Here is a 25,953-nt window from a genome sequence, read left to right on the forward strand (position 1 = left end):
GAGTGGCTCCCGGGTGCTCGGTCGTGCGGCGGCGCTCGCGCGGGGCGGGCGTCACAGGCCTGGTCAGCGCGTCTTGGCCGGGGGCTCGTCCAGCTCGTGGGCGCCGACGACGGCATCCTCGAGGTCGGTGCGGCCCATGACCTCGAGGTCACCGCGCACCCGGCCCGCGGCGCGCAGGTCGGCGAGTGCGTGGCCGATGCGGTCGACGTCGGAGGAGGGCAGCTCCAGGCGCACCCGGGCGAAGGTCGTCCGCTGGGACACCTTGGCCTCGGACTTCACCTTGCGCAGGGCCGCGAGGGCCTTGCCGGTGGCATGGAGGAGCGCGGGGTCCGCGTCGGTCACGGCCCGGCGCAGCGGCGCGGCCGAGGGCCACGGAGCCGCGTGCACCGACCCGCTGCGCCACCAGCTCCACACCTCCTCGGTCGCGAAGGGCAGGAACGGGGCGAGCAGCCGCAGGACGACGTCGGTGGTGACCGCCAGCGCCGTCCGGGCCGAGGCGACCTCGGTGGGCGTGTACCCGGCCGCGGTGGAGCCGTAGGCACGGTCCTTGACGAGCTCGAGGTAGTCGTCGCAGAAGGTCCAGAAGAAGGTCTCGGTCAGCTCCAGGGCGCGGGTGTGGTCGTAGCGCTCCAGCGCCGTCGTCGCGCTCTCGACGACGTCGGCCAGCCCCGCGAGGAGCGAGAGGTCCAGCGGCTCGGTGACCGCGGCGACGTCGAGGCTCGCCGGGGTGTCCCCACCCATGGTGAGCGCGAACTTCGAGGCGTTGAGGACCTTGATGGCCAGGCGGCGGCCGATCTTCATCTGACCGGTGTCGAAGGCCGCGTCCGTGCCCAGCCGGGCCGAGGCCGCCCAGTAGCGGACGGCGTCGGCGCCGTGCTCCTGGAGCAGGCCGAGCGGGGTGACGACGTTGCCCTTGGACTTGGACATCTTCTTGCGGTCCGGGTCCAGGATCCAGCCGGAGATCGCGGTGTCGCGCCACGGCAGGGAGTCGAACTCCAGGTGCGCGCGGACCATCGTGGAGAACAGCCACGTGCGGATGATGTCCTGGCCCTGGGGGCGCAGGTCCATGGGGAAGACCCGGGAGAAGAGGTCCTCGTCGCGGAGCCAGCCGCCGGCGATCTGCGGGGTGAGCGAGGAGGTGGCCCAGGTGTCCATGATGTCGACCTCGCCGACGAAGCCGCCGGGCGTGCCGCGCTGGTCCTCGGTGTAGCCGGCGGGCACGTCGATGCTCGGGTCGACCGGGAGCAGGTCCTCCGACGGCGTGAGCACGCGCTCGTGGTCGACGTCACCGTTCTCGTCGACGGCGTACCAGACCGGGATCGGGACGCCGAAGAAGCGCTGGCGGGAGATGAGCCAGTCGCTGTTGAGGCCCTCGACCCAGTTGGTGTAGCGCACCCGCATGAAGTCGGGGTGGAACTTCAGCTCGCGGCCGCGCTCGAGGAGACCCTCGCGCAGGTCGCGGCCCTGGGAGTCGGTGCCTGGCCGTCCGCTGTTACGGATGTACCACTGGCGGGAGGTGACGATCTCGAGCGGCTTGTCGCCCTTCTCGAAGAAGTTCGTCTTGCGCTGGGTGGCGACCGGCTCGCCGTCGAGGTCGCCGCTGGTGCGCAGCGCGTCGACGATCTCCTTGCGGGCGGTGAAAGTCGTCTTCCCGGCCAGGGACTGCTCCCACAGCTCGACCGCGGCGGGCTGCTCGACCCACTCCGGCGCCTCGGCCAGGAGGCGGCCGTCGCGGCGGATGACCGGGCGGGTGGGCAGGTCGAGCTCGCGCCACCACTGGACGTCGGTGAGGTCACCGAAGGTGCAGCACATCGCGATGCCCGCGCCCTTGTCCATCTCGGCGGCCGGGTGGGCGAGCACCGGGACCTCGACCCCGAAGAGGGGGGAGCGGACCGTGGTGCCGAACAGCGGCTGGTAGCGCTCGTCGTCGGGGTGGGCGATGAGGGCGACGACGGCGGGCAGCAGCTCCGGGCGCGTCGTCTCGATGTGGACCTTGCCGTCCGTCACCTGCTCCAGGCCCGCGCCGGCGGCTGGGTCGGTGAGGTGGAAGGCGACCCGGTGGTAGTGGCCCGGGTAGTCGCGCGCCTCGAGCTCGGCCTGGGCGACGGCGGTCTGGAACGTGACGTCCCACAGGCCCGGCGCGGCGGCCTGGTAGGCCTCGCCGCGGGCGAGGTTGCGCAGGAACGCGGCCTGCGCGACGAGCTGGGACTCGCGCCCGATGGTCTGGTAGTGCAGCGACCAGTCCACGCTCAGACCGAGGTGGCGCCACAGCGCCTCGAACTGCTTCTCGTCCTCCTGGGTGAGGCGCTCGCACAGCTCGACGAAGTTGCGACGGGAGATGGGCTGCTGGTCGGCGGCCTTGACGCTCTTGCCCTCACCGCCGTCGTGCGGGGGCACGAAGTCCGGCACGTAAGGGAGCGTGGGGTCCACGCGCACGCCGTAGTAGTTCTGCACGCGGCGCTCGGTGGGCAGGCCGTTGTCGTCCCAGCCCATCGGGTAGAAGACGCTCTTGCCGGTCATCCGCTTGTAGCGGGCCACGACGTCGGTGTGCGTGTAGGAGAACACGTGGCCCACGTGGAGGGAGCCGGAGACCGTGGGGGGCGGGGTGTCGATCGAGTAGACCTGCTCGCGGGTGGCGGTGCGGTCGAAGGCGTAGGTGCCCTGCTCGGCCCAGCGCTCGTCCCACCTCTCCTCCAGGCCGTCGAGGCTGACCTTGTCCGGGACGGACGAGGTGGACAGCGGGGCGGCGGGGGTGGGGTCGTGCGCGTCGGTCATGGGACCAGATTGTTCCACGCTCCCGAGGCGGCGGGCTCATCCGTCCGTGCCGGTGCAGGCGGGCGAGGGGCCAGTCACACCTGACAGACTGGTCCCATGGACCTCACGATCGGGTACGCGGCCGCGCTGGAGCAGTTCCACCCCACCGAGGTGGTGGAGATCAGTGCGCTGGCCGAGGAGCACGGCTTCTCCGGCGTCATGGCCGCCGACCACTTCCAGCCCTGGACGCCCTCGCAGGGGCAGGCCGCCTTCGTGTGGAACGTCCTCTCGGCGCTGGGTGAGCGCACCCGCGGGGACATCGGCCCCGGTGTGACAGCCCCGACCTTCCGCTGGCACCCGGCGATGGTCGCGCAGGCCTCGGCCACCCTCGCGGCGATGTACCCGGGGCGGCACTGGCTGGGCCTGGGCTCGGGGGAGGCGCTCAACGAGCACGTCACCGCCAACTACTGGCCGGAGGCGCCCGAGCGGATCAACCGGATGTTCGAGGCCATCGAGATCATCCGCAAGCTCTTCACGGCCTCGCTGGCCGGCAAGGACGCCAAGCACTCGGGCACCTTCTACAAGCTCGAGTCGACCCGGCTGTGGACGATGCCCGAGGAGGCGCCGCCCATCTACGTCGCCACCGGAGGACCGGTGACCGCGCGCCGCGCCGGCAAGCACGCCGACGGCCTCATCACCGTGGGGGCGCCGCTGGAGAAGATCTCCGGACTCTTCGACAAGTTCGCCTCCGGCGCGCGCGAGGTGGGCAAGGACCCCGAGACCATGCCCAAGATCCTCCAGCTCCACATGTCGTGGGCCGAGACGGACGAGGAGGCGCTCGCGAACGCCCTGGACCAGTGGCCCAACGGCGGGATGAAGTTCCCCAAGGCCGACATTCGCTCGCCCTTCGACTTCGCCGCCATGGCCAAGCTCGTGCGCCCGGAGGACTTCGAGGGGCGGATGGTCATCTCCGCCGACCCCGACGTCCACCGCGCGGAGATCCAGAAGTACGTCGACCTCGGCTTCGACCGGATCTACCTCCACAACGTCGGGCGCAACCAGCGTGAGTGGGTCGAGGTCTTCGGCCGCGACGTCCTGCCCAAGCTCGCCCGCTGATGCTGCTCGCCCAGGCCGTCGAGGGCCTGCCCCCGGTCACCGGCGGGGACGACCTCGCCGCCGTCGTCGCGCCCGCGCTCCGGGAGCTGGTGTGGCCCGACGGGAGCACCGGTGTCGCCGAGGGCGACGTCGTCGTCGTCGCGAGCAAGGTCGTGGCCAAGGCCGAGCGACGGCTCGTCGCCGCCCGGACCCGCGAGGAGCTCGAGGCGGCCATCGCCTCCCAGACGGTGCGCGTCGTGGCTTCGCGCTCGCGGCCCGACGGGTCGACGCTGCGGATCGTCGAGACCCCGCAGGGGCTGGTCATGGCCGCCGCGGGTGTCGACTCCTCCGACGTGCCGCTGGGGACCGCGCTGCTCCTGCCGGAGGACCCCGACGAGTCGGCGCGCCGGCTGCGCCGCGGGCTCGACGCCCGTCTGGGCGTGCGGCCGGGCGTCGTCGTCACCGACACCGTGGGCCGGCCGTGGCGCGAGGGCGTCGCGGACATCGCGATCGGCGCGGCCGGCGTCGTCGTCCTGCAGGACCACCGCGGCCGGCGCGACGGGTACGGCCGCGAGCTGCGGATGACGACGATCGCCGCCGCCGACGAGATCGCCGCGGCCGCCGAGCTCGTCAAGGGCAAGGCCGACGGCCGCCCGGTGGCCGTCGTGCGCGGCCTGGCCCACCTCGTGACGACCGAGGACGGCGACGGCGCTCGCGTCCTCGCCCGGTCCGCCACCGAGGACCTCTTCCGTGAGGGCTCCGCCGAGGCCTACGCCCGCGGCCTCTCCGACGCCCAGGGCTGAGTCTTGCTCGGCGTTCTCCGCGCCGAGCGCTGAGTTGTTACGGGTCGTCCCTGTCGAGTTGTTACGGGCTCTCCCCACCCCATGGGAGCCAACACTCGCCGGGAGACCTGCGGTGAGGGACAGCTGTGACCCGTTGCCCGCGCGAACCAGACGGTAATAACTCAGCGCTCGGCGCGAGGGGGGCCTTGGGTAATAACTCAGCGCTCGGCGCGAGGGGGGCCTTGGGTAATAACTCAGCGCTCGGCGCGAGGGGGGCCTTGGGCTAGGGGCGGGTGTAGAGGAGGAGGTCGCGGCCGCGCACCGTCACCCGCTCGGCGCGGACGCCGTAGACGCGCGAGACGAGCTCCTCGGTGAGGACCTCGGTGGGCGGGCCGGCGGCCACGACGCGTCCGGTGTCGAGGACGACGACGTGGGCGCAGTGCTGCAGCGCGTGGTTGAGGTCGTGCAGCGCGGTCAGCACCGTGACGCCCGTGGCCGCGAGCTCACCGGCGAGGTGGAGCACGTCGAGCTGGGCAGCGACGTCCAGGTGGTTGGTCGGCTCGTCGAGCAGGAGCAGCCGCGGCGTCTGCGCGAGGGCCCGCGCCAGGTGGACGCGCTGGCGCTCGCCGCCGGAGAGCGTGGCGACGTCGCGGCCCTCGAGGTGCGCGGCCCCCGTGCGCCCGAGCGCCTCGCGGGCGAGGGCGACGTCGTCGCTCGAGTCCGCGGACCACGTCGGCCGGTGCGGAGTGCGGCCGAGGAGGACGACGTCCAGGACGTCGAGGGACACGGGCGCGCTCGAGTCCTGCTCCACCAGCGCCAGCTCGCGGGCGCGGGCCCGGCGGGACAGCTCGGCGAGCTCGCGGCCGTCGAGGAGGACCGTGCCGTGGTCCGGCTCCAGGGCCCCGACGAGCAGCCGCAGCAGCGTCGACTTCCCCGACCCGTTGGGCCCGACGACGGCGCTCACCGCCCCCGGGGGGAGCTGGGCGGCGATGTTCCGCAGCACCGGCGTCCCGCCCAGCCGCAGCCCGAGCCCACCCACCGTGAGGGTGACGGCGTCGGTGCGCGCCCCGGTGCGCGCCGGCCCGCTCACAGCCGGCTCCGGCGCAGGAGGACCGCGAAGACCGGCGCCCCGATGGCGGCGGTGAGGATCCCGACCGGCAGCTCCCGCGGCTCGAAGACCGTGCGGGCCGCGGTGTCGGCGAGGAGGAGGAACAGCGCGCCGACGAGCGCGGCGACCGGCATGACCCGGTGGTTGCGCGAGCCCAGGACGAGCCGGACGGCGTGCGGGACGACGAGACCGACGAAGCCGATCGACCCGCACACCGACACGAGGACGGCGGTGAGGAGCGTGACGACGACGAGCAGCAGCCACCGCTCCCGCCGCACGTCGACGCCCAGGGACGAGGCGGACACGTCTCCGAAGGCGAAGGCGTCCAGCACCCGCGAGCGTGAGGCGAGCAGACCGCCGAGGACGATCGTGCCGCCGGCGGCGAGCGTCGCCTCGGGCCACGTGATGCCGCCGAAGGAGCCGAGCAGCCACGACAGGATCTCCCGGTAGGAGTCGCCCGTCGCGGACCAGAAGATGACGAAGCTGACGAGGGCCGAGCACGCCTGCCCGACCGCCACGCCGGCGAGCACGGTCCGGACCGGAGGCAGGCCACCGCCGCGGGCCGTGGCCAGGAGAAGGGTGAGGACCAGCGCACCGACGGCGCCGACGAAGGCGGCCACCGGCAGCAGCACGGTCATCCCGAGGACGAGCACGGCGACGGCCCCGAGGGAGGCGCCGGAGGAGACCCCGAGGAGGTAGGGGTCGGCCAGCGGGTTGCGCACGACCGCCTGCATGACCGTGCCAGCAACGGCGAGCCCGGCGCCGACGCTCGCCGCCGCGACCACCCGCGCCCCACGCCCCTGCCACACGATGGCGTCCTGGATCGCGGTGAGCGGATCACCCGCGCAGCTCACGGCGCCCGGCGCGAGGGCCGAGCACACGTGGTGCCACGCCGACCCCCACACCTGCCCCACCGTGATGGAGGCCGGGCCCACGGTCACCGCCCAGCTCATCGTGAGGACGAGCAGCGCGAGCAGCGCGAGGAGACCGCCGGCCAGGGCGAGGCGGCGCGGCCGGCCGGCACCCGGGGCGGGTGCGCCGGTGGCCGGGGCGCGGCGGTCGAGGTCCGTCACGGCGCGAGCGCCTCGATCTGCCGCGTGAGGTCGGCGACGGCGGAGACGTTGCGCACCCCGGCCTCCGTCGCCGCGAAGGGCACGGTGAGGTAGCGGCCCTCCTGGACGGCGGGCATGGCGGCGGTGACGGGGTTGGACTCGAGCACCTCGATCTTGTTCTCGGCGGTGTTCCAGGCGGAGTCGACGAGGACGAGGACGTCCGGGTCACGGTCGGCCACGACCTCCCACGACAGCGAGGTCCACGTGTCCTCGACGTCGTCGGCGACGTTCGTCAGCCCGGCCGCCGCCATGATCATCTGCGGCGCCCCGATGCCGGCGCCGACGAAGGGGGTGTCGGAGCCGGAGGAGTACCACAGGGCGCTGAGCCCCTCACCGGTCGGTGTCACGGCCTCCAGGGCGGCGCGCTGCTCGGCGACCAGGGCCTGCGCCTCCTCGGGCGCGCCCAGCATCCGCCCGACCTCCTCGACCTCCGCGAAGACGTCCTCGAAGCTCAGCGGGTTCGGCTGGTGGGCCGGGTCCTGGCAGGCGGAGGGGGAGACGAAGGTGGAGACCCCGAGCTCCTCGTAGCCCGCGCGCTCGCCCGCGCCGTCGTCGGACAGGTTGGACTCCCACCCGGCGTAGACGAGGTCGGGGGACAGGTCGAGCACCGACTCGCGGGAGGGGTTGCGCTCGGCGAGGACGGGCGGCGGCGTCACGCCGTCGGGAAGGGGACCGTCGGAGAAGGCCGTGCCGACGAGCCGGTCACCGGCGCCGAGCGCGATGACCATCTCGGTGGCCGAGGACTTGATCGTGACGATCCGTTCGGGTGGCGCGTCCAGGGTCGTCTCGGTCCCGCAGCTCGTCACGGTCACCGGGAACCCGGCCGCGGACGACGACGGCGCAGCGCTCCCGCCGTCGTCGGCGTTCGTGGCGTCGTCGGCGGGCGCCGCCGAGCAGGCGGTGAGGACGAGGGCGAGCGCGCCAAGGACGGCGGCACGGCGGGGCAGGGGCACGCGTGACTCCAGAGCAGGACGGGATGAGCTCTGCGCAGTCACAGCGCCGCGCGCGGACCGTGGGCCCAAGGTCGAGGCCCGCCACCGGGCGTGGCCCGGGGTCCGCGGACCAGCCTACGCCTCGGGCCTCCGGGCGCGCGCAGCTAGGTCCGTGCCTTGCTCTGCCGGACGTCGTCGGTCATGTCCTCCAGCTCCCGGCCCTTCGTCTCGGGCACCTTCCACAGGACGAAGAGCAGGGAGAGGAGGGCGAAGGTGGCGTAGAGCCCGTAGGCGAGGCTGAGGCTGATCTCCGACAGGGTCGGGAAGGTGGTGGAGACGGCGAAGTTCGCCAGCCAGTTCGCCGCGGAGGCGACCGAGACCGCGGTCGCGCGGATCTTGTTGGGGAACATCTCCCCGAGCATCACCCACATGATCGGGCCCCACGTCGCGCCGAAGGACACGACGAAGAGGTTCGCGGCGATGAGTGCGACGGTGCCCCAGGGCTGGGGCAGGCTGACGTCCTCGCCGCTGCCCTGGGCCTGGGAGAAGGCGACGGCGAGGGTCCCGAGGGTCACGGCCATGCCGATGGAGCCGCCGATGAGGAGCGGGCGGCGGCCCACCTTGTCGACGAGGAGGATCGCGACGATGGTGACGAGGACGTTCGTCACCGAGGTGATGACCGACGTCGTCAGCGCCTGGCTCTCGTCGAAGCCGACCGAGCGCCACAGCGACGTGGAGTAGTAGAAGATGACGTTGATCCCGACGAACTGCTGGAACACGGCGAGCGCGATGCCGACCCAGACGATCGGCTTGAGCCCCATCGAGGCGCCCCGCAGGTCGCCCAGGCTCTCCTTGGCCTCCCGCTTGAGGGAGTTGTGGATCTCCTTGATCTTCGCGGCCGTGTCCTTGACGCCGGTGTACTTCCGCAGCACCTCGGCGGCCTCGTCCTCGCGGTGCTGGTCGACGAGGTAGCGCGGGGACTCGGGGATCGTGAGGGCGAGGAGGCCGTAGATGGCGGCCGGGACGGCCTCGGCCAGGAACATCCAGCGCCACGCCTCCTGGCCGAGCCACAGCTCCTGGGCGGCGCCGCCGGCGACGTCGGCGAGGAAGGCATCCGAGAGGAGCGCGGCGAAGATGCCGAGGACGATCGCCAGCTGCTGGAGGGAGCCGAGCCGGCCGCGGACGTCCGCGGGGGAGACCTCGGCGATGTAGGCCGGGGCGATGACGGAGGCGGCACCGACACCGAGACCGCCCAGGGCGCGCCACGCGATGAGGTCCCAGGTGCCGAAGGCGAGGCCGGAGCCGATCGCCGAGGCGAGGAAGAGGATGGCGGCGATGATCATCACGCGCACGCGTCCCTGGCGGGACGCCATCGGCCCGGCGAGCCACGCTCCCACCACGCAACCGAGCAGTGCAGAGGAGACCGCGAAGCCCTGGAGGAAGCCGCTGATGCCGAACTGCTCGCTCATCGCGTCGATCGCGCCGTTGATGACGGCCGTGTCGAAGCCGAAGAGGAACCCGCCCATGGCCGCTGCCAGGCTGATGCCGAGGATGCGTCCGTTCATCGTGCTGCCGCTGTCGCTCATGGCCTCTCCTCGTCGCGCCGTCCGGTCACGGGGACGCTAGCGCCGAAACGGCCACTCGGCGCGTGGAGACGGTGGGCCACGCTCCACCCCGCCCGCGAGATGGTGCGGACGCCCGCCGGGACCAGCCGACGCGCGTCCGCACCCGCGGGCAGGGCGGGGCCTGTGTCACTCGGCCCAGTGGAGGAGCAGGCCAGGCGTGATGCTGCGCCAGGAGCGGTCGTCGGTCGACGCGCCCGGTCCGGACTCGGGCGTCACCTCGCAGGTGGCCACGGCCGCCGCCTCCGGGGGGTCGCCGGCCGGGCTCGGAGCCTCCAGCGCGCCCCAGCTGCTGAGCAGCAGGGTGGTGGAAACCGCTGTGACCATGTGGTGGCGCTTGCTGCGTATGCGGAACATGAGGACCTCCTCGGGTGTGCCGTGCGCCTGCCGAACGCCAGGCGTCGCGGGTCGACCCCTCAACTGTCCGGCGCGCGCGGGGGCCGACGGAATACGACGTTGCGCGTATGTCGCTGGCACCCACCCGGGGAGTAGCGTGAGACAACGCCTCGGCCCGGGGAGGCCTCGATGGTCAACGGCAACATCACCACGGGTGACATCGCCACGCTGCGGGACATCCTCGACCTCGCCCGGCCGCGCCCCGACCTGTCACCCGTCGACGCGACGTTCCAGGTGCTCCGCCTGCTGGAGCCCCTCCTGGGCTGCGACGGCGTGTCGTTCCAGGCGATGGACTCCGTGACGCTGGCCCTGTGGCACCAGCAGGACATGGTGGATGGTGAGGGAGCCCTGTACGGGCTCGAGGACCTTGCAGTGCCCGAGGACGATCCGACGACGGACCTCTGGGAGCGCTCCTGGTGGAGCGGCACCTGCAGCCTCATCGAGCGCACCGGCGCCGCGGTGGTCACCTCCGACCGCAGCTGGTACACGGAGCGGGAGCTTGCCGAGGACCCGCTGAACCGCGAGATCCTGCACTACGTGGACGAGCTCATCGCGGGGCACCCCGTCGGGCCGTTCCGGTCCTTGCGGATCATCGCCCCCAGGACCTCGGGCAGCCCGTTCACAGAGCGTGAGCTCGTCCTCATGCGGTTGCTCCATCCGCACCTGCAGCCGCTGCTCGTGGCCGCGGCGAGCGAGCGCACGGTTGCAGCCTCGGCCCTCACCCCGCGGCAGCTGGAGATCCTGCGCCTGGTGAGATTCGGCATGCCGAACCGGCTCGTCGCACGCGCGCTGGGGATCTCCGAGGGGACGGTGCGCAAGCACCTGGAGAACGCCTACGAGCGTCTCGGGGTGCACAACCGCGGGGAGGCGGTCGCGATCGCCCTCGACCAGGACGACACCATCGCCCGGAACGTCAGGTTGGCCACCTGAGACCGCCCCACCGGGGACGGCAGGAGGACGACCCGACGGCGAGGGGCTGGGTCAGTCGCCGAGCGCGCGGTCCCGGTCGACGACGGCCCGTACCCCGCGCACGACGGCGGGGGTGAAGCCGGCCTCCTCCATCGCGACGATCCCGGCGATTGTCGTCCCGCCGGGGGAGCACACCATGTCGACGAGGTCGGCGGGGCTCACGCCGTCGTCCGCCCGCTCGAGCACCATCCGGGCGCTGCCGAGCACGGCCTGCGCGGCGATGCGTGTGGCGAGGGCCTTGGGCATCCCGTCGCGGACGGCGCCGCGGGCGAGGGCGTCGATGAAGGTGAAGACGAAGGCGGGGGAGGAGCCGGCGATCGCCGTGTACGTGGCGAAGTCCTTCTCCGCGAGGACGACGGTGCCGCCGACGGCCGCGAAGATCTCCTCGACGCGTGCGACGTCGGCCTCGCCGGCGGCCTCGTTGCCGCACAGGGCCGCCATGCCGGCGCCGATCATCGCGTTGACGTTGGGCATGACGCGCACGACCGGCACGTCACCGCCGGGCAGCAGTGTGTCGAGGGCTGCGAGCGTGATCCCGGCGGCGATGGACACGAGCACCGGGCGACGCTCGACGACGGCGGACGCCAGGTCGCCCAGGACGGCGGGCAGCACCTGGGGCTTGACGGCGAGGACGACGACGTCGCTGCCCGCGACGACCGCCTCCGCCGAGTCCGCCACGGTGGCTCCGACGTCGTCGGCGAGGCGCTGGGCCGCGGACTCGTTGACGTCGTAGAGGAGCACGTCCCCGCCCGGGACCACGCCCGCCGCGGTCACGCCGCGCACGATGGCGCCGGCCATGGTGCCTGCCCCGATGAACCCGATGGTCATGCTGCCTCCCGCTGCCGTCTGCGAACGCACCCCAGTATCCACGCCGCCCCGTCCGCGCGGCCAGGCACCATAAGGGCATGGACACCACGCAGCCCACCCCTGTCCGCCGCGCCCTCGTCACCGGTGCCTCGAGCGGGATCGGTGCCGCGACCGTGCGGCGCCTGCGCGCCGAGGGGTGGGACGTCGTCGCGACGGCCCGCCGTGCGGACCGGCTCGCCGCGCTCGCCGAGGAGACCGGCGCCGTCGCCGTCCCCGCCGACCTCACGAACGAGGACGACGTCGCCGCCCTCGTCGCGGCGGTGCGCTCTGGTGGTCCGCTCCACGCGCTCGTCAACAACGCCGGTGGCGCTCGCGGTGCGGACCAGGTCGAGACGGGCAGCGTCGAGGACTGGCGGGCGATGTACGAGATGAACGTCCTGTCCACGCTGCGGCTCACGCAGGCGCTGCTCCCGGACCTGCGGGCATCCGGGGCCGGGGACGTCCTCGTGATGACGTCGACGGCGGCGCTGGACACCTACCCGGGCGGCGGCGGCTACGTGGCCGCCAAGCACGCCGAGCGGGTCATCGCGACGACGCTGCGCCTGGAGCTCGTCGGCCAGCCGGTGCGTGTCATCGAGATCGCGCCGGGCATGGTGCGCACCGAGGAGTTCGCCCTCAACCGGCTCGGTGACGAGGAGGCCGCGGCGAAGGTCTACGAGGGCGTCGCCGAGCCGCTCGTCGCCGAGGACGTCGCGGATGCGATCGCGTGGACGCTGAGCCGCCCGCACCACGTCAACGTCGACCTCATGGTGCTCCGGCCCCGGGCGCAGGCGTCGAACACCGTCGTGGCGCGTGAGCGGTAGCCGGCCGGCTACCGAGCACCGAGGGCTGCACTTCCTGTCGCGGCGTTGCGCACGTACCGGTCGGGCCTTCAGCCACCTCGGCCTCATCCGCGCTGCCGACGCGATCCAGGGGTCCCGCGACTCCGGCTGACGCGGCCGGCCGTGGCGGCCTAGAAGGTCGGGGTGTCCGGCATGGCCTGTCTGCGGCGGCGCTCGCGGGTGACCCGGCCGCCGGGGTGGCGGCGGTAGACGTGGCCGCTGGGGGTTACCCACTCGCAGGCGCCGCTGCCCAGGCGGCGGAGCTGGAACTGGCCGCTGGTCTTGAGGATGTGGTCGTGGGTGCAGAGGTCCTCCAGGCCGAGCATGGAGGTGGTCCCTCCTGCGGTCCACGGGACGATGTGGTCCAGCTGGCAGCGGCGAGCGGAGTGGGTGCAGCCGGCGCGGACGCAGGTGCCGTCCCGTAGCCGGATGAGCTCGGCGAGCTCGGCGGGTGGCCGGTAGCGGGTGCGTCCGTGGTCCAGGACCGTGCCGCTGAGCGGGTCGGTGACGATCCGGCGCCATGTCCCGCCGAGTGCCGCGGCGCGGGCGACGGCGGGGGAGATGGGGCCGTAGCCCTCAAGGACGGCGACCTCGGCGGGCTCGCGGTCGAGGAGGGCGAGCATGGCGTCCGCGTCGGGCAGCGGGGCGAGCTCCGCGCCGGTGCTGTCGGCGGGCTTCGATGCCGGTAGGCCGAGCTGTCTGGCGATGTCGGGTGGGAGCAGGACCGAGAGCGGGACGAGGACGCGGATCTGGGCGCGCTGCCCGCCGATGCGGCCCACCGGCATGTGCCAGCGGCGGGGGACGGTCCCGGCGCTGCCGGGCGGCGGAGCATCCGCGGGTGGCTCGGGCGGCTCGGGCGGCTCGGGTGGCTCGGGTGGTGCTGCGGTGGTGGAGGAGTCGACTCTGGGCGCACCTGTCCCCTCAGACCGGTGGCTTGGTGGGTCGGGAGCAGTCGGATCGGGGCCCGTGGTGCCCGGCGGCGTGAGCCGGTCTGCGGCACCCTGGTCGGGGGCCGGTGCGGATGGGCCTGGGAGCGCCACAGGGGCGTCGGTGGCGGGGGCCTCCTCGACCGTTGGGCTGCTCGGCGCCGTCGTGTCGTCTGAGCGGCCGGTCTGTGCCGGCGACGGGTCGCGCTCAGGTACCCCTGGCCGGCCGGGCGCTGGCTGGGGTGCGGCCGGCCGGTCGGGCGCCGGCCGGGGTGCCGGCTGTTCGCCGGCCACGGTGGGGCCTGGTGGCAGTCCGACGTACCCGAGCTCGAGCGCGGTGTGGCCCATGAGAGAGAGGATGTCCGCGCGGAGCTGGTCGAGGGTGCGGTCATCGCCGCCGGCCTGGGCGGAGCGGGCGGCTGCCTCGAGCGCGAGGTCGATGGCCGCGGCGTCGGTGGCCGGCAGGACCGCGCGGATGCAGGCCATGCCGTCGGGCAGCGGGCGGGGGTGCTCGACCCGTCGCTTGGCGCGGGCCTTGGCGTGGAAGAGGTCGGCGTCGTCGTGGCTGACGGCGATGACGGCCTTTTTGATGGCCTCGACGAGCTGGCTGTGGGTCTGGGTCCCGGCGTCGTCGATGACGCAGTCCTGGACCAGGACCGCGATCTCGACGGGGTAGTCCTCGAGCATCGAGACGATCGTCGTGGCCTTGCGGGCGTCGAGGTGTCCCACGGCCAGTGCCTGACCGGTGAGGGCGAAGACGTTCTCGAAGGCGCGGGCGTTGCTCACGATCCGCTGCGCGGCGAAGCGGCTCAGCCCCAGCCGCGGAGCGAGCTCGTCGGCGGCCATGTTCCCGGCCTTGACGTGTGAGGGCAGGGCCCCGCTGCCGGTCATGAGCGGCCGCCGGGAGAGCTCACCGGCCACCCGGGTGAGCTTGGCGGTGGCCCACGCGGCGATGCGCTGGTAGCCGGCGGCCATCTCCACCAGGTAGTACTCGTCCACCTCGCGGGGGTCGATGTCCTCGAGCTCGGCGAGGAGCTGACCGTCGGGGGCCATGCCCGCCAGGGCCTGGGCCGACACCGGCTGGACCGGCTCGAAGCTCAGCTGCTCGGTGGTGACCATCGACGGCGGCGGCGTGTCCCCGCCGTCGAGGTACACGTCGGCCGCGTCCTCCTCCTGGGCCCACAGCTCCTCCAGACGGCGCGCGGAGTGCTCGCCGACCTGCTCGTGAGTGCTCGGGTCCTCGAGCCAAGCCGCGTGCGGGTCGAAGTCATCGATGGTGCTCACCGACCCCACCCCCTCTGCGGGTTCTCGACTGCTCTGCCGTCCTGCTCCAAGGCTATGACCGACCACTGACATCCGAGCCCGCCACCCATCAGGGGCCTTTAGCGGAGCTCCGACTTCCTCAGTCCGGGGAGGGGCAAGTTCGGCGTTGACCAGCGCCGATGTCGGGGCTCAAGTCCGGCCTTCCCCGGTAGACCCCGCCCGGTGACCTACCGGTGGGACACCGTTCCTGGCGATCGGACGATGGCAGCCAGCGGTGTCCGGGACGGACTGGCCCTGTCCGACCACCGGAGCGATCGGTGCTCTGACCGGCCGTGCTGGTCGAGAAGGGCTGAAGCCCCCACCTACGCCGTCGCCGCGGGGTCGTGGACGAGGCCGCGCTGGACTCGCCGGGACCCGCGCCACAGCGCGACGGCAGGGACGGCGCAGACGACGGCGACAACGGCGCACGCGGCGGCCAGGAGCGCGTGGAGCGCGCCGTCGGGCGTGCCCTCGGCCAGCTGCCAGAGGGAGTAGCCGACCGCGCACGCGGACAGCACCGCGGCCAGTGCGCCGAGACTGCCGAGGACGACCCGCGGGAAGAGCTCGGGGCGGAGGGCGGAGAGGAGGCCGTGGGCACGGTGCGCGAGACCCGACTGCCGCGCCGGGCTGCTCGTCATCCACGCCTCGGCGGCGCGGGACAGGCGGGCACCCGCGCGGAGCAGGTCGCGGGCGCGGGCAGCGGCGAGGGATCCGCCGGCGAGGGCGGCGAGCACGGCGACGGCACCAGCGGCAGCGGCCGCTGCACTCCCGGTGCCGACGACGAGGTCGAGGACGGCGACGCAGCCGACGACGGCGAGCGCGAGTGCCGCGACGACGCCAAGCCACAGGCCCACACCGGTGAGGATACGAGGGGCACCGGTGTACTCCCGGACGAGGGCGTGGACGGCCGGCCGGCGCCCGCCCCCGGTCTCTCCACGCTCCGCGGCGACGACGTAGGGCTCGACCGTCGCCGGCAGGTACCTCACGACTGCGTCGGTCCGTTGACCGGCAGCACACCGCTGGCCTTGGCGACCCCCTCCGGCGGCTCCGTCCCGACGTGCACCCCGGCCGCGATCGCGCTGACGACGTGCGCGAGCAGCGGACGGTGCTCGGTGTCGGGGGAGCTGCCCGTGACGAGGACGAGGTCGTGCGGACGCCCCGGGAGGGCGACGGCGACGACGCAGCAGCCGAGCCGCTCCACGGGCGGGGTGCCCGTGGCCGGCCGCGGCGCCGCGGACCCGTGCGCCCGTCCGAGCCGGGTCTGCGGGGTGAGGGTGAGGAAGGCCTGGACCGCCGTGCGCCCGTCGACGAGCGTGATGTCCTCGACGCGCTCGACGGTGCCCGCGGTCCCGACGGCGCGCTCGACGAGCGCGACGGGGTTGACCTCCCCGCTCGGCACGTGCTCCATCGTCGTCGAGAAGGTCCACACGGCCGGCTTGTCGTCGACCTCCGTCAGAACGACGCCCGCGGAGGTGACACCGGTGCCGGCGACCGCTGCCCGGGCCTCGCGCAGACCGACGTAGAGGTGGTCGGTGGGACCATCCCCGAGGTGCTCCCGGGCGGGCTCGATCATGTCGCGCCAGTGCGCCTCGGCGCGGGCGTCGGTGTCGAAGGCGGCAATCTCCACCCAGCCGGGCGGGGTGGGGACCCAGAACTGCTTCGGGGCGGTGGCCACGGTCATCAGTCGTTCCGATCGGCGATGTCGCGCTGCTGCTCGTCGGTGACGAAGCCGTGCCCGCCGAAGAGGTTGCCGAAGCGCTCGAACGTCCGACCCAGCGGGTTGCCGACGTCGTTGAGACTCTCCTGCGTGTCGAAGACGCTCTTGCTCTCCTCGTACGTGCGGCCGGTGACGTAGCCCCACGTCGCCATCGGCCCCACGGGGTTGAAGGACAGAGCCGCCGTCGCCGTGGCACCGGCGCCGCCCGTGCCCCGGGAGATGCCGGCGACCGCCGGGACGAGCCCGGACATCCCGCCCGAGTTCACCGCCATCGTGCCGAGGCCCTGGACGATCTTGCCGAGGCCCGCGCCGGCGAGCAGGCCGAGCGCGCCGGTGAGCATCTCGGTGGCGTCCTCACGGCCGCCGGCGAACTGGAGGAAGTCGACGGCGACCGCCGCACCGCCGAGGACGAGGCCGGCCATGCCGAGCCAGCCGACCGGTCCGGAGACGATGAGCGCGATGATCGCCGCGACGGCGACGACGACCGCGAGGATGTCGATGATGTCCTCGAGCACCGGCAGGACGTAGTCCTGGAACCAGTCCTCGACGTCACCGAGCCAGTCGGTGAAGCTGTCCCACATGCTCGAGTCCGGGGCGTCCCCGGCGGCGCAGGACAGGCATGACGCGACGTACTCCGCCTCACCCGCGTAGGTCTCCGCGAGCCCCTGGGCCTCGAGACGGATCTGGTCGAGCTCGCCGGTCGCCGCGGTGAGCTGGTTGGCCGGCCCGTCGGTGTCGACGTCCGGGTCCTCGCTCTGCTGGGCGGCGGTGAGGTCGTCGGCGGCGTTCGACACGTTGGTGATCGCGGTCGCGGCGCGGGTCTCAAGGTCGTCGGCCCGCTGCTGGAAGGTGACCAGCGAGGACGCCCACGTCTCCAGGGCGGCGGCCGCGGCCTCGAAGCTGTCGGCGGCCGTGACGACCCGGGGCGTCAGCTCGCCGGACATCGTCTCGTGGAAGGCGGTGGCGGTCTCGCCCTGCCAGTCCTGCTGGCCGGTGCCGCCGAGGACGTCCGCGGCCTCGCGGATGCGGGCGGCGGTGGTGCGGACCTGCTCGGCGACCGACTCGGCGGAGACGACGCTGCCCGGCGTGGGGTCGAAGCCGAGGGAGGGGAAGGACCTGGCGACCATCAGCCCTCACCGCCGGTGCCGTCGATGGAGGCCTTGAGGGCCGCGTCGAGGTCGGCGAAGCCCTGTGCGATCGCGGCGAGCCCCTCGGCACCGTTGCCGGAGACCTCGGAGAGCTCCCCGATGCCGTGGTTCCACTCCTCGCCGAAGCTGCTGAGCTGCTGCCGCAGGGCGTCGTGCCCCGTGACGTCCCCGGGGACGGCGGACATCGCCCCGGCCGCGCCGGACAGGGTCTCGCGGATGTTCTCCAGCGTCGTCCTCGTGGCTGCCAGGGCGTCGCCGTCGATGAACAGGTCGACCACGTGTGCGCCTCTCTCTCGCCGCTGACGTGCCCGGTGCACGCCTGCCGGGGACCATCATGGCGAGCACCGCGAGCGATGGACAGCGGTGGGCATAGGGAGAACTCCCCATGTGCCGCCCGGTCGCCGTGCCGCTGCCGCGAGCGGCTACACTTCCGGGCACAGGCATCGACCCGGCCATCACCGGTGAGCCGCCGGAAGAACGGGGCGCGAGCCCCCAGTAGAACCGGCCGGCAGCGGACCGTCACATCCGCGCGAGAGTGGCTCCGGGCCACGGCTCCGGCCAAGGACCCGGCGGCAAGCGAGGTGGTACCGCGGCAGCGGACCCGCCAGGGCGGGTACGTCGTCGTCCTCGCAGCGACGCGAACGACGACGAGGAGCACCACCACCATGGCCACCACCCCCCGCTACCCGCGCCACCAGACCAGCGGTGAGGTCCCGGCCTCCCCGCGGTTCCCCGAGCTCGAGCAGCAGGTGCTCGCCCACTGGGCGGCCGACGGCACCTTCCAGGCGTCGGTCGACAACCGGCCGGCCGGCGAGGACGGCAGCAACGAGTTCGTCTTCTACGACGGCCCGCCGTTCGCCAACGGCCTGCCGCACTACGGCCACCTCCTCACCGGGTACGTCAAGGACGTCGTCGGGCGCTTCCAGACCCAGCTCGGGCGCCGGGTGGAGCGCCGCTTCGGTTGGGACACCCACGGCCTGCCGGCCGAGCTCGAGGCCGAGCGCACCCTGGGGATCACGGACAAGTCCGAGATCGAGGAGATGGGCATCGAGGCCTTCAACAAGGCCTGCGAGGACTCGGTGCTGCGCTACACGGGGGAGTGGCGCGAGTACGTCACCCGCCAGGCCCGCTGGGTGGACTTCGACAACGACTACAAGACGCTCGACCCCTCCTACATGGAGTCGGTCATCTGGGCCTTCAAGCAGCTCTACGACAAGGGCCTGGCCTACGAGGGCTACCGGGTGCTGCCCTACTGCTGGAACGACCAGACCCCGCTGTCCAACCACGAGCTGCGCATGGACGACGACGTCTACCAGATGCGTCAGGACCCGGCGGTCACGGTGGGGCTGCGCCTCGAGAGCGGCGAGCTCGCCCTCATCTGGACGACGACGCCCTGGACCCTGCCCTCCAACCTGTCCCTCGCCGTCGGGCCGGACGTCGAGTACGTCACCGTCGTCCCCTCCGAGGGGGCGCTCGCGGGCGAGAAGGTCCTCCTCGCCGCCGCCCGCGTCGGCGCCTTCGCCCGCGAGCTCGGCGAGGAGCCGCAGGTCGTCGCCACCGTGACGGGCCGCGAGCTCGCCGGGCGCCGCTACGCGCCCGTCTTCGACTACTTCGTCGGCCGCGAGGACCTGGGCGAGAACGTGTGGACGGTCCTCACCGCCGACTACGTCTCCACCGAGGACGGCACCGGCATCGTCCACCAGGCCCCGGCCTTCGGTGAGGACGACATGGCCGTGTCCGCCGCCGCCGGCATCGGCACCGTCGTCCCCGTCGACGACGGCGGCCGCTTCACCTCCGACGTCGCCGACTACGCCGGCACGCAGGTGCTCGAGGCGAACCGCGCGATCATCGCCGACCTCAAGAACGCCACCGGCCCGATCGGCCGCCGGCCGGAGGCCGAGCGGCCGGTCCTCGTGCGCCAGGAGACCTACGACCACTCCTACCCGCACTGCTGGCGCTGCCGCCAGCCGCTCATCTACAAGGCGGTGACGAGCTGGTTCGTCCGCGTCACCGAGTTCCGCGACCGGATGGTCGAGCTCAACCAGCAGATCACCTGGGTCCCGGACCACATCAAGGACGGCCAGTTCGGCAACTGGCTGGCCGGCGCCCGCGACTGGTCGATCTCCCGCAACCGCTACTGGGGCACCCCGATCCCGGTCTGGGTGTCGGACGACCCGGAGCACCCCCGCATCGACGTCTACGGCTCCTTCGCCGAGCTCGAGGCGGACTTCGGGCGCCTGCCGGTGGGCCGCGACGGCGAGCCCAACCTCCACCGCCCCTTCATCGACGAGCTCACCCGCCCGAACCCGGACGACCCGACCGGCACGTCGACGATGCGCCGCATCCCCGACGTCCTGGACGTGTGGTTCGACTCCGGGTCGATGCCCTACGCCCAGGTGCACTACCCCTTCGAGAACGCCGAGTGGTTCGAGCACCACAACCCGGGCGACTTCATCGTCGAGTACATCGGCCAGACCCGCGGCTGGTTCTACACGCTGCACGTCCTGGCGACGGCGATCTTCGACCGCCCGGCCTTCACCACCTCGGTCTCCCACGGCATCGTCCTGGGCTCCGACGGCCGCAAGATGAGCAAGTCGCTGCGCAACTACCCCGACGTCAACGAGGTCTTCGACCGCGACGGCTCCGACGCGATGCGCTGGTTCCTCATGGCCTCCCCGATCCTGCGCGGCGGCAACCTCGTCGTCACCGAGGAGGGCATCCGGGAGAACGTGCGCCAGGTGCTCCTGCCGGTGTGGAACACCTGGTACTTCCTCTCCCTGTACGCGGGCGCCGCCAACGGCGGGCAGGGCCGCGTGGGCCGCGAGGTGACGCCCGAGGAGGCGGCCGGCCTGCCGGTGATGGACCGCTACCTCCTTGCGCGCACGCGCACCCTCGCCGCGGACGTGCGCACAATGCTCGAGGCCTACGACGTGCCCGGCGCCTGCCAGGCGATCCGCGAGCACCTCGACGTCCTCACCAACTGGTACGTGCGTACCTCCCGGGACCGGTTCTGGGAGGAGGACGAGGCCGCCTTCAACACCCTCCACACCGCGCTCGAGGTGCTCATGCGGGTCATGGCGCCCCTCGCCCCGCTCATCACCGAGGAGGTGTGGCGCGGGCTCACCGGCGGGCGCAGCGTCCACCTCACCGACTGGCCGGTGCTCGACGACGCCTTCGGCGCCGACGAGCTCGTCGCGACGATGGACCGCGTGCGCGACGTCGTCTCCACCACCCTCGGCCTGCGCAAGGCCGGCGGGCTGCGCGTGCGTCAGCCGCTGCGTGCCCTGCAGGTCGTCACCGACGAGCCCGCGGCGCTCGAGCCCTTCGCCCGGCTCATCGCCGACGAGGTCAACGTCAAGGCCGTCGAGCTGCGCTCGCTCGCCGACGACACCGCCCAGGAGTACGGCGTCTACACCAGGCTCACCGTCAACGCCCGCGCCGCCGGCCCCCGGCTCGGCAAGGACGTCCAGCGCGTCATCAGGGCCGCCCGCTCGGGGGCGTGGGAGCAGACCGACGGTGGCGTCGTCGTCGACGGCATCGCCCTGGAGGAGCAGGAGTACACGCTCACCACGGAGGTCGAGGACCGTGCCGGGGACGAGCGCGCCGCGGGCGTGCTCGACGGCGGCGGCTTCGTCGTCCTCGACACCGCCCTGGACGACGAGCTCCTCGCCGAGGGCGTGGCCCGCGACGTCGTGCGCCGGGTCCAGGACGAGCGCAAGGCCGCCGGCCTGCACGTCACCGACCGGATCACCCTCGCCGTCGACGTCCCCGGGCGCTACGCCCGCTGGATCGAGAACCACGCCGACCTCGTCACCGAGGAGACCCTCGCGGTCTCCCTCACCGTCGACGTCAGCCCCACCGATGAGATCGCCGTCCGCCTGGAGGTGGCACAGCCGTGACGAACCGTGATGACCAGCGTCCCGAGGACAGCGACGACCGCGCCCGCCGGGAGATGCTCTCCCGACGGACCGGCGACCACGCCGCCCCTCCGGCGACGAGCGGCCCCACGCCGGCGAGCGCGGCGACGCCCGACAGCACCGAGCTCGCCGCCCGCGAGGTCCAGGCCGAGCACGACCGCGCCGCCCAGGAGCTCGTCTCCTCCGGGCTGTTCAGCGGGCCCGACCCCACGGTCGTCGACGACGTCCTCGCCTCGCCGGACGTCACCGTCGTCGTCGACCCGGTCGCTCGCGCCCAGGCCGAGACGGAGGTCCACCGCGTCTACACCGAGATCCTCACCCGGGCCCCCGAGCACGACGTCCAGCCCAGCCTCGACCGGGTCCGGGAGGTCCTCGACCTCCTCGGCGAGCCGCAGCGCGCCTACCCCGTCATCCACATCGCCGGCACCAACGGCAAGACGTCGACGGCGCGCGTCGTCGAGCGGCTGCTGCGCGAGCGCGGCCTGCGGACGGGACGGTTCACCTCCCCGCACCTGTCGACGGTGCGCGAGCGCATCGCCCTCGACGGCGAGCCGATCAGCCCCGAGGCCTTCCTCCGCACGTGGGAGGACGTCGCGCCGTACATCGAGATGGTCGACGAGCGCTCCCGCGCCGGGGGCGGGCCGCGGCTGAGCTTCTTCGAGGTCTTCGTCGTCATGGGCTACGCGGCCTTCGCCGACGCGCCGGTGGACGTCGCCGTCGTCGAGACGGGCATGGGCGGGCGCTGGGACGCGACGAACGTCGCCGACGGCGTCGTGGAGATCCTCACGCCCATCTCCCGCGACCACGAGCAGTGGCTCGGGCACACGCTGCCGGAGATCGCCGCTGAGAAGGTCGGCATCCTCACGCCCGGCTCCACGGTCGTGAGCGCCGAGCAGCACGAGGAGGTCGTCCCCGTCGTCCGGGACGCCGTCCAGGCCCTGGGAGCCCGGCTCGTCGTCGACGGGCAGGACATGGAGGTCGTCGACCGCCAGCTCGCCGTCGGCGGGCAGATGCTGGTCCTGCGCACTCCGGCCGCCACCTACACCGACGTCTTCCTCCCGCTCCACGGCGCCCACCAGGCGCACAACGCGCTGCTCGCCGTCGCCGCCGTCGAGGCGTTCTTCGGCGGTGGCTCGCTGAGCGGGGAGGTCGTCGAGCACGCCCTCGCCTCCGTCGACTCACCCGGCCGCCTCGAGCTCGTCCGCACGAGCCCGACCGTCCTCGTCGACGCCGCCCACAACCCCGCCGGGGTCGAGGTGCTGCGCGCCGCCCTCGAGGAGTCCTTCGACCTGCGCCGCGTGGTCGGCGTCGTCGGTCTCATGGCCGACAAGGACGCCGAGGGCATCCTTTCCGGCCTCGAGCCGATGCTCACCGAGATCGTCCTCACCCGGGCGGCGACCGACCGGGCGCACGACGTCGAGGACCTCGCCGAGCTCGCCCGCGAGATCTTCGACCCCGAGCGGGTCCACGTCACCGACAGGATCGACGAGGCCATCGACCTCGCGGCGGCCAGGGCCGAGTACGGCGGCGAGCCGGGCGGCGCCGTCCTCGTCACCGGCTCGGTCGTCCTCGTCGGGGAGGCGCGGTTCCTCCTGCGGCGCGGCAGCTGACCGCTACGCGCCGGCGAGGTCCGCGAGGCGCATCCGGCCCAGCCACCCGGGGACCGCGCGCCGGGCGTCGCTCGGGCCGGTGAGCCGCACCGCGCCCGAGCCGAGCGCGCGCTCCCAGCTCGTGTCGGCGCGCCACAGCTCGACGAGCGTGCGCAGGGACGTCTCGACGTCGACCGTGACGTCGAAGCCGGGGTCGTAGTCGCAGACGTCGACCTCGTCGCCGGCGACGACGAGCCACCACGCCGCGGCGCCCGGTGGCAGGTCGGTGAGGTGGAAGGCGAGCACCGTGCGGGTCCGCGGCCACGCCTCGACGGGAATGGTCCGGCGCATGTCCCAGAACAGCAGATGGGGGTCGAGGTCCTCCTCGCCCAGGTCGCCGATCCACCGCAGGCTCCACACCCCCAGGGCGCCCACCACGCCCTCGAGGTCGCGGCCGGCGTCGGTGAGGGCGTAGCCGAGCTTGCCCCGCTCGCTCTCGCGCCGCACGAGGCCCGCTCGTTCGAGAGTGCGCAGGCGCTTGGACAGCAGGGCGGGGGACATGCGCGGGACACCCCGGCGCAGCTCGTTGAAGTGGCGGCTGCCGGCCAGCATCTCCCGGACGACGAGGAGCGTCCAGCGCTCGTCGAGGATCTCCATCGCCTTGGCAACAGGACAGAACTGGCCGTAGCTCGTCATCGCAGCCTCCGGTGACCAGTACACGCCCGCCCGCCTGCCCGCGACAAGTACAGATCGAGAACCGCCGACGCTACAGAGCTGGCACTGGAGCCGGTTCGCGGGCCGCCGGACCCTGGGGACACCAGTCACCGTGAAAGGGGCTTCGCCATGACACCGTCCACCGTCACCACCACTACCACCACCACCGCCACCACCGCCGACCGGGAGCTCAAGGCCCGGCACCGCGCCATGTGGGCGCTGGGCGACTACCCGGCCGTCGCCGACGAGGTCATCCCGGCCCTCGGCGCCGAGCTCGTCGCCGAGGCCGGGACCGGCCCCGGCCAGACCGTCCTCGACGTCGCCGCCGGGTCCGGCAACGTCGCCGTCCGCGCCGCGCTCACCGGCGCCCGCGTGGTCGCCGCCGACCTCACGCCCGCGCTCCTCGAGGCGGGCGCGGCACGGGCCCAGCTGCTCGGTGCCACCGTCGAGTGGGTCGAGGCCGACGCGGAGGACCTGCCCTTCCCGGACGCCTCCTTCGACGTCGTCACCTCCTGCGTCGGGGTGATGTTCGCCCCGCACCACCAGCGGGCCGCGGACGAGCTCGTCCGCGTCGTGCGACCGGGCGGGACGCTCGCGCTCACCGCGTGGACCCCCGAGGGCTTCATCGGTCAGCTGTTCGCGGCCGTGCGGCCCTTCGCCCCGGCCCCGCCCCCGGGCGCCCAGCCGGCGCCCCGCTGGGGCGACGAGCAGCACGTGCGCGCCCTCCTCGGGGACGAGGTCGAGGTCCGCACCGCCGCGCGCCGCATCCTCACGGTCGACCGGTTCACCGGGCCCGAGCACTTCCGGGACTTCTTCGCCACGAGCTACGGCCCGACCGTGGCGCTCTACCGCGCGCACGCCGGAGACGCCGAGGCCGTCGCCGGTCTCGACGCCGCGCTGACCGGCGTCGCCGACCGGTTCGGCCGCCGCGAGACGGGCGGGTTCACCATGGGCTGGGAGTACCTGCTCCTCGTCGGGCGGCGCCGCTGAGCTACGCCGCGCAGGGCGGTCGCACCCCGGCCGCCCTGCGCGCGTGCGTGGAACCAGCGGCTCGTGTCGCACCGGCCGAGTACCGTGTGGTGAGGCGGGGGTCCTCACCGGCCTGCGTCAGCCCGCCGGGAGGAGGCCACTGGTGCGGCGCGGCAGTGCGCGCCGTCCCACGACGACGAGGGAGACCGCAGTGAAGAAGCTCATCAACGACCCGGGTGACGTCGTCACCCAGTCCGTCGCCGGCCTCGTGGCCGCGCACGGCGACATCCTCACCGCCAGCACCGACCCCCTGTTCGTCTCCCGCGCCGGCGGTGCCGTCAGCGGCAAGGTCGGGCTCGTCTCCGGCGGCGGGAGCGGCCACGAGCCGCTGCACGCCGGGTTCGTCGGGACCGGCATGCTCGACGCCGCCGTCCCCGGCGCCGTCTTCACCTCCCCGAGCCCGGAGCCGATCCTCGCCGCCATGCAGGCCGCCGACGGCGGTGCGGGGGTGATCCAGATCGTCAAGAACTACACGGGCGACGTCCTCAACTTCGAGGTCGCGGCCGAGCTCGGTGAGGCCGAGGGGCTGACGGTGCGCAGCGTCCTCGTCGCCGACGACGTCGCCGTGGAGGACTCGACGTGGACGGCTGGGCGCCGCGGCGTGGCCGGCACGCTCGTCGTGGAGAAGATCGCCGGGGCCGCCGCCGAGCGCGGCGACGACCTCGACGCCGTCGTCGCCGTCGCCGAGCGCACCGCCGCGGCCGTGCGGACGATGGGCATCGCCCTCCACGCGCCCACCGTGCCGGCCGCCGGCCGCCTGTCCTTCGACCTCGAGGACGACGAGGTCGAGCTCGGCATCGGGATCCACGGCGAGCCGGGCCGCAAGCGGGTCAAGGCCGTGCCGGCCGACGAGACTGCCGCGCTGCTCCTCGACGCCGTGCTCGCCGACCTCGGCGACGTGTCCGGGCGCGAGGTCCTCCTCCTCGTCAACGGCATGGGCGCCACTCCCGCCCTCGAGCTGTACGTGCTCTACGGCGCCGCCCGGCGCCTGCTCGAGGAGCGCGGCGCGAGCGTCGTGCGCTCGCTCGTCGGCAGCTACGTCACCTCCCTCGACATGGCGGGCGCGAGCATCAGCGTCATGCCGCTGGACGAGGAGCTCATCACGCTGTGGGACGCTCCTGCCCACACCGTGGCACTGCGTCAGGGAATGTGA

The 25,953-nt window shown here is 73.3% G+C and carries 21 protein-coding genes; 8 read left to right on the forward strand and 13 right to left on the reverse strand.

From position 1 onward, the window contains the following. Nucleotides 1-63 precede the first annotated feature (63 nt). On the reverse strand, nucleotides 64-2,775 hold the full coding sequence (valS, locus tag ACWPXV_RS09385; RefSeq protein ID WP_454084990.1) for a valine--tRNA ligase: 2,712 nt from the start codon (nucleotides 2,773-2,775) through the stop codon (nucleotides 64-66). 96 nt (nucleotides 2,776-2,871) lie between these two features. Between valS and ACWPXV_RS09390 the strand changes: the two genes are divergently transcribed. Both ACWPXV_RS09390 and cofE read left to right on the forward strand, forming a co-directional pair. After that, entirely contained in the window at nucleotides 2,872-3,870 is a 999-nt protein-coding gene (locus ACWPXV_RS09390; RefSeq protein ID WP_454084991.1) for a TIGR03557 family F420-dependent LLM class oxidoreductase, read from the forward strand. Beyond that, nucleotides 3,870-4,652 (forward strand): coenzyme F420-0:L-glutamate ligase, encoded by a 783-nt coding sequence (gene cofE / locus ACWPXV_RS09395; protein ID WP_454084992.1) that lies wholly within the window; start codon nucleotides 3,870-3,872, stop codon nucleotides 4,650-4,652. Before ACWPXV_RS09390 ends, cofE begins: the two co-directional genes overlap by 1 nt. Before the next feature lie 262 nt (nucleotides 4,653-4,914). Here the strand turns inward: cofE and ACWPXV_RS09400 are convergent, their stop codons facing one another. The 5 genes from ACWPXV_RS09400 to ACWPXV_RS09420 form a co-directional block, all read right to left on the reverse strand. Beyond that, on the reverse strand, nucleotides 4,915-5,721 hold the full coding sequence (locus tag ACWPXV_RS09400; protein ID WP_454084993.1) for an ABC transporter ATP-binding protein: 807 nt from the start codon (nucleotides 5,719-5,721) through the stop codon (nucleotides 4,915-4,917). Beyond that, a complete protein-coding gene (locus ACWPXV_RS09405; RefSeq protein ID WP_454084994.1) occupies nucleotides 5,718-6,812 on the reverse strand; it encodes an iron chelate uptake ABC transporter family permease subunit in 1,095 nt (364 codons plus the stop codon). The genes ACWPXV_RS09400 and ACWPXV_RS09405 overlap by 4 nt, the downstream gene beginning before the upstream one ends. Beyond that, nucleotides 6,809-7,804: a putative F420-0 ABC transporter substrate-binding protein gene (locus ACWPXV_RS09410; RefSeq protein WP_454084995.1), complete on the reverse strand. Its 996-nt coding sequence runs from the start codon at nucleotides 7,802-7,804 to the stop codon at nucleotides 6,809-6,811. The genes ACWPXV_RS09405 and ACWPXV_RS09410 overlap by 4 nt, the downstream gene beginning before the upstream one ends. A 143-nt stretch (nucleotides 7,805-7,947) precedes the next feature. After that, nucleotides 7,948-9,369 (reverse strand): sugar porter family MFS transporter, encoded by a 1,422-nt coding sequence (locus ACWPXV_RS09415; RefSeq protein ID WP_454084996.1) that lies wholly within the window; start codon nucleotides 9,367-9,369, stop codon nucleotides 7,948-7,950. A 165-nt stretch (nucleotides 9,370-9,534) separates the two neighbouring features. Then, a complete protein-coding gene (locus tag ACWPXV_RS09420) occupies nucleotides 9,535-9,762 on the reverse strand; it encodes a hypothetical protein (RefSeq protein ID WP_454084997.1) in 228 nt (75 codons plus the stop codon). A 168-nt stretch (nucleotides 9,763-9,930) separates the two neighbouring features. On the opposite strand from ACWPXV_RS09420, the gene ACWPXV_RS09425 reads away from it, so the two are divergent. Beyond that, a complete protein-coding gene (locus ACWPXV_RS09425) occupies nucleotides 9,931-10,731 on the forward strand; it encodes a helix-turn-helix transcriptional regulator (RefSeq protein ID WP_454084998.1) in 801 nt (266 codons plus the stop codon). Between the two features lie 51 nt (nucleotides 10,732-10,782). Here the strand turns inward: ACWPXV_RS09425 and proC are convergent, their stop codons facing one another. Further along, nucleotides 10,783-11,598, reverse strand: coding sequence for a pyrroline-5-carboxylate reductase (gene proC / locus ACWPXV_RS09430; protein ID WP_454084999.1), 816 nt, complete (start codon nucleotides 11,596-11,598; stop codon nucleotides 10,783-10,785). 77 nt (nucleotides 11,599-11,675) lie between these two features. Here proC and ACWPXV_RS09435 point away from each other — a divergent pair, with 77 nt between their 5' ends. Continuing rightward, nucleotides 11,676-12,440, forward strand: a complete 765-nt coding sequence (locus ACWPXV_RS09435; protein WP_454085000.1) for an SDR family oxidoreductase — start codon at nucleotides 11,676-11,678, stop codon at nucleotides 12,438-12,440. A 149-nt stretch (nucleotides 12,441-12,589) separates the two neighbouring features. Here ACWPXV_RS09435 and ACWPXV_RS09440 read toward each other — a convergent pair whose 3' ends face one another. The 5 genes from ACWPXV_RS09440 to ACWPXV_RS09460 all read right to left on the reverse strand — a co-directional run bounded on the left by ACWPXV_RS09440 (nucleotide 12,590) and on the right by ACWPXV_RS09460 (nucleotide 17,829). Further along, nucleotides 12,590-14,668, reverse strand: a complete 2,079-nt coding sequence (locus ACWPXV_RS09440) for a DUF222 domain-containing protein (protein ID WP_454085001.1) — start codon at nucleotides 14,666-14,668, stop codon at nucleotides 12,590-12,592. A gap of 341 nt (nucleotides 14,669-15,009) precedes the next feature. Continuing rightward, entirely contained in the window at nucleotides 15,010-15,672 is a 663-nt protein-coding gene (locus ACWPXV_RS09445) for a hypothetical protein (RefSeq protein WP_454085002.1), read from the reverse strand. Beyond that, a complete protein-coding gene (locus tag ACWPXV_RS09450; RefSeq protein WP_454085003.1) occupies nucleotides 15,669-16,367 on the reverse strand; it encodes a hypothetical protein in 699 nt (232 codons plus the stop codon). Before ACWPXV_RS09450 ends, ACWPXV_RS09445 begins: the two co-directional genes overlap by 4 nt. Further along, entirely contained in the window at nucleotides 16,367-17,530 is a 1,164-nt protein-coding gene (locus tag ACWPXV_RS09455) for a hypothetical protein (protein ID WP_454085004.1), read from the reverse strand. The genes ACWPXV_RS09450 and ACWPXV_RS09455 overlap by 1 nt, the downstream gene beginning before the upstream one ends. Beyond that, nucleotides 17,530-17,829 (reverse strand): hypothetical protein, encoded by a 300-nt coding sequence (locus ACWPXV_RS09460; RefSeq protein ID WP_454085005.1) that lies wholly within the window; start codon nucleotides 17,827-17,829, stop codon nucleotides 17,530-17,532. Before ACWPXV_RS09460 ends, ACWPXV_RS09455 begins: the two co-directional genes overlap by 1 nt. Before the next feature lie 387 nt (nucleotides 17,830-18,216). Between ACWPXV_RS09460 and ileS the strand changes: the two genes are divergently transcribed. Together ileS and ACWPXV_RS09470 are read left to right on the forward strand one after the other, a co-directional pair. Next, nucleotides 18,217-21,450: an isoleucine--tRNA ligase gene (gene ileS, locus ACWPXV_RS09465; RefSeq protein WP_454085006.1), complete on the forward strand. Its 3,234-nt coding sequence runs from the start codon at nucleotides 18,217-18,219 to the stop codon at nucleotides 21,448-21,450. 53 nt (nucleotides 21,451-21,503) lie between these two features. Beyond that, nucleotides 21,504-23,078 (forward strand): bifunctional folylpolyglutamate synthase/dihydrofolate synthase, encoded by a 1,575-nt coding sequence (locus ACWPXV_RS09470; RefSeq protein ID WP_454085056.1) that lies wholly within the window; start codon nucleotides 21,504-21,506, stop codon nucleotides 23,076-23,078. A gap of 3 nt (nucleotides 23,079-23,081) precedes the next feature. On the opposite strand, the gene ACWPXV_RS09475 is transcribed toward ACWPXV_RS09470, so the two are convergent. Continuing rightward, entirely contained in the window at nucleotides 23,082-23,753 is a 672-nt protein-coding gene (locus ACWPXV_RS09475) for a winged helix-turn-helix transcriptional regulator (RefSeq protein ID WP_454085007.1), read from the reverse strand. A 147-nt stretch (nucleotides 23,754-23,900) separates the two neighbouring features. Here ACWPXV_RS09475 and ACWPXV_RS09480 point away from each other — a divergent pair, with 147 nt between their 5' ends. Both ACWPXV_RS09480 and dhaK read left to right on the forward strand, forming a co-directional pair. Further along, nucleotides 23,901-24,761, forward strand: a complete 861-nt coding sequence (locus ACWPXV_RS09480) for a class I SAM-dependent methyltransferase (RefSeq protein WP_454085008.1) — start codon at nucleotides 23,901-23,903, stop codon at nucleotides 24,759-24,761. Between the two features lie 190 nt (nucleotides 24,762-24,951). Further along, nucleotides 24,952-25,953 (forward strand): dihydroxyacetone kinase subunit DhaK, encoded by a 1,002-nt coding sequence (gene dhaK / locus ACWPXV_RS09485; RefSeq protein ID WP_454085009.1) that lies wholly within the window; start codon nucleotides 24,952-24,954, stop codon nucleotides 25,951-25,953.

Source organism: Georgenia sp. Marseille-Q6866 (assembly GCF_965111665.1).

Coding starts and splice junctions, on each gene's coding strand:
- valS (WP_454084990.1), bottom strand. CDS start 2,775: ATGACCGACGCGCACGACCCCACCCCCGCCGCCCCGCTGTCCACCTCG.
- ACWPXV_RS09390 (WP_454084991.1), top strand. CDS start 2,872: ATGGACCTCACGATCGGGTACGCGGCCGCGCTGGAGCAGTTCCACCCC.
- cofE (WP_454084992.1), top strand. CDS start 3,870: ATGCTGCTCGCCCAGGCCGTCGAGGGCCTGCCCCCGGTCACCGGCGGG.
- ACWPXV_RS09415 (WP_454084996.1), bottom strand. CDS start 9,369: ATGAGCGACAGCGGCAGCACGATGAACGGACGCATCCTCGGCATCAGC.
- ACWPXV_RS09420 (WP_454084997.1), bottom strand. CDS start 9,762: ATGTTCCGCATACGCAGCAAGCGCCACCACATGGTCACAGCGGTTTCC.
- ACWPXV_RS09425 (WP_454084998.1), top strand. CDS start 9,931: ATGGTCAACGGCAACATCACCACGGGTGACATCGCCACGCTGCGGGAC.
- proC (WP_454084999.1), bottom strand. CDS start 11,598: ATGACCATCGGGTTCATCGGGGCAGGCACCATGGCCGGCGCCATCGTG.
- ACWPXV_RS09435 (WP_454085000.1), top strand. CDS start 11,676: ATGGACACCACGCAGCCCACCCCTGTCCGCCGCGCCCTCGTCACCGGT.
- ACWPXV_RS09450 (WP_454085003.1), bottom strand. CDS start 16,367: ATGACCGTGGCCACCGCCCCGAAGCAGTTCTGGGTCCCCACCCCGCCC.
- ACWPXV_RS09455 (WP_454085004.1), bottom strand. CDS start 17,530: ATGGTCGCCAGGTCCTTCCCCTCCCTCGGCTTCGACCCCACGCCGGGC.
- ileS (WP_454085006.1), top strand. CDS start 18,217: ATGGCCACCACCCCCCGCTACCCGCGCCACCAGACCAGCGGTGAGGTC.
- ACWPXV_RS09470 (WP_454085056.1), top strand. CDS start 21,504: ATGCTCTCCCGACGGACCGGCGACCACGCCGCCCCTCCGGCGACGAGC.
- ACWPXV_RS09475 (WP_454085007.1), bottom strand. CDS start 23,753: ATGACGAGCTACGGCCAGTTCTGTCCTGTTGCCAAGGCGATGGAGATC.
- ACWPXV_RS09480 (WP_454085008.1), top strand. CDS start 23,901: ATGACACCGTCCACCGTCACCACCACTACCACCACCACCGCCACCACC.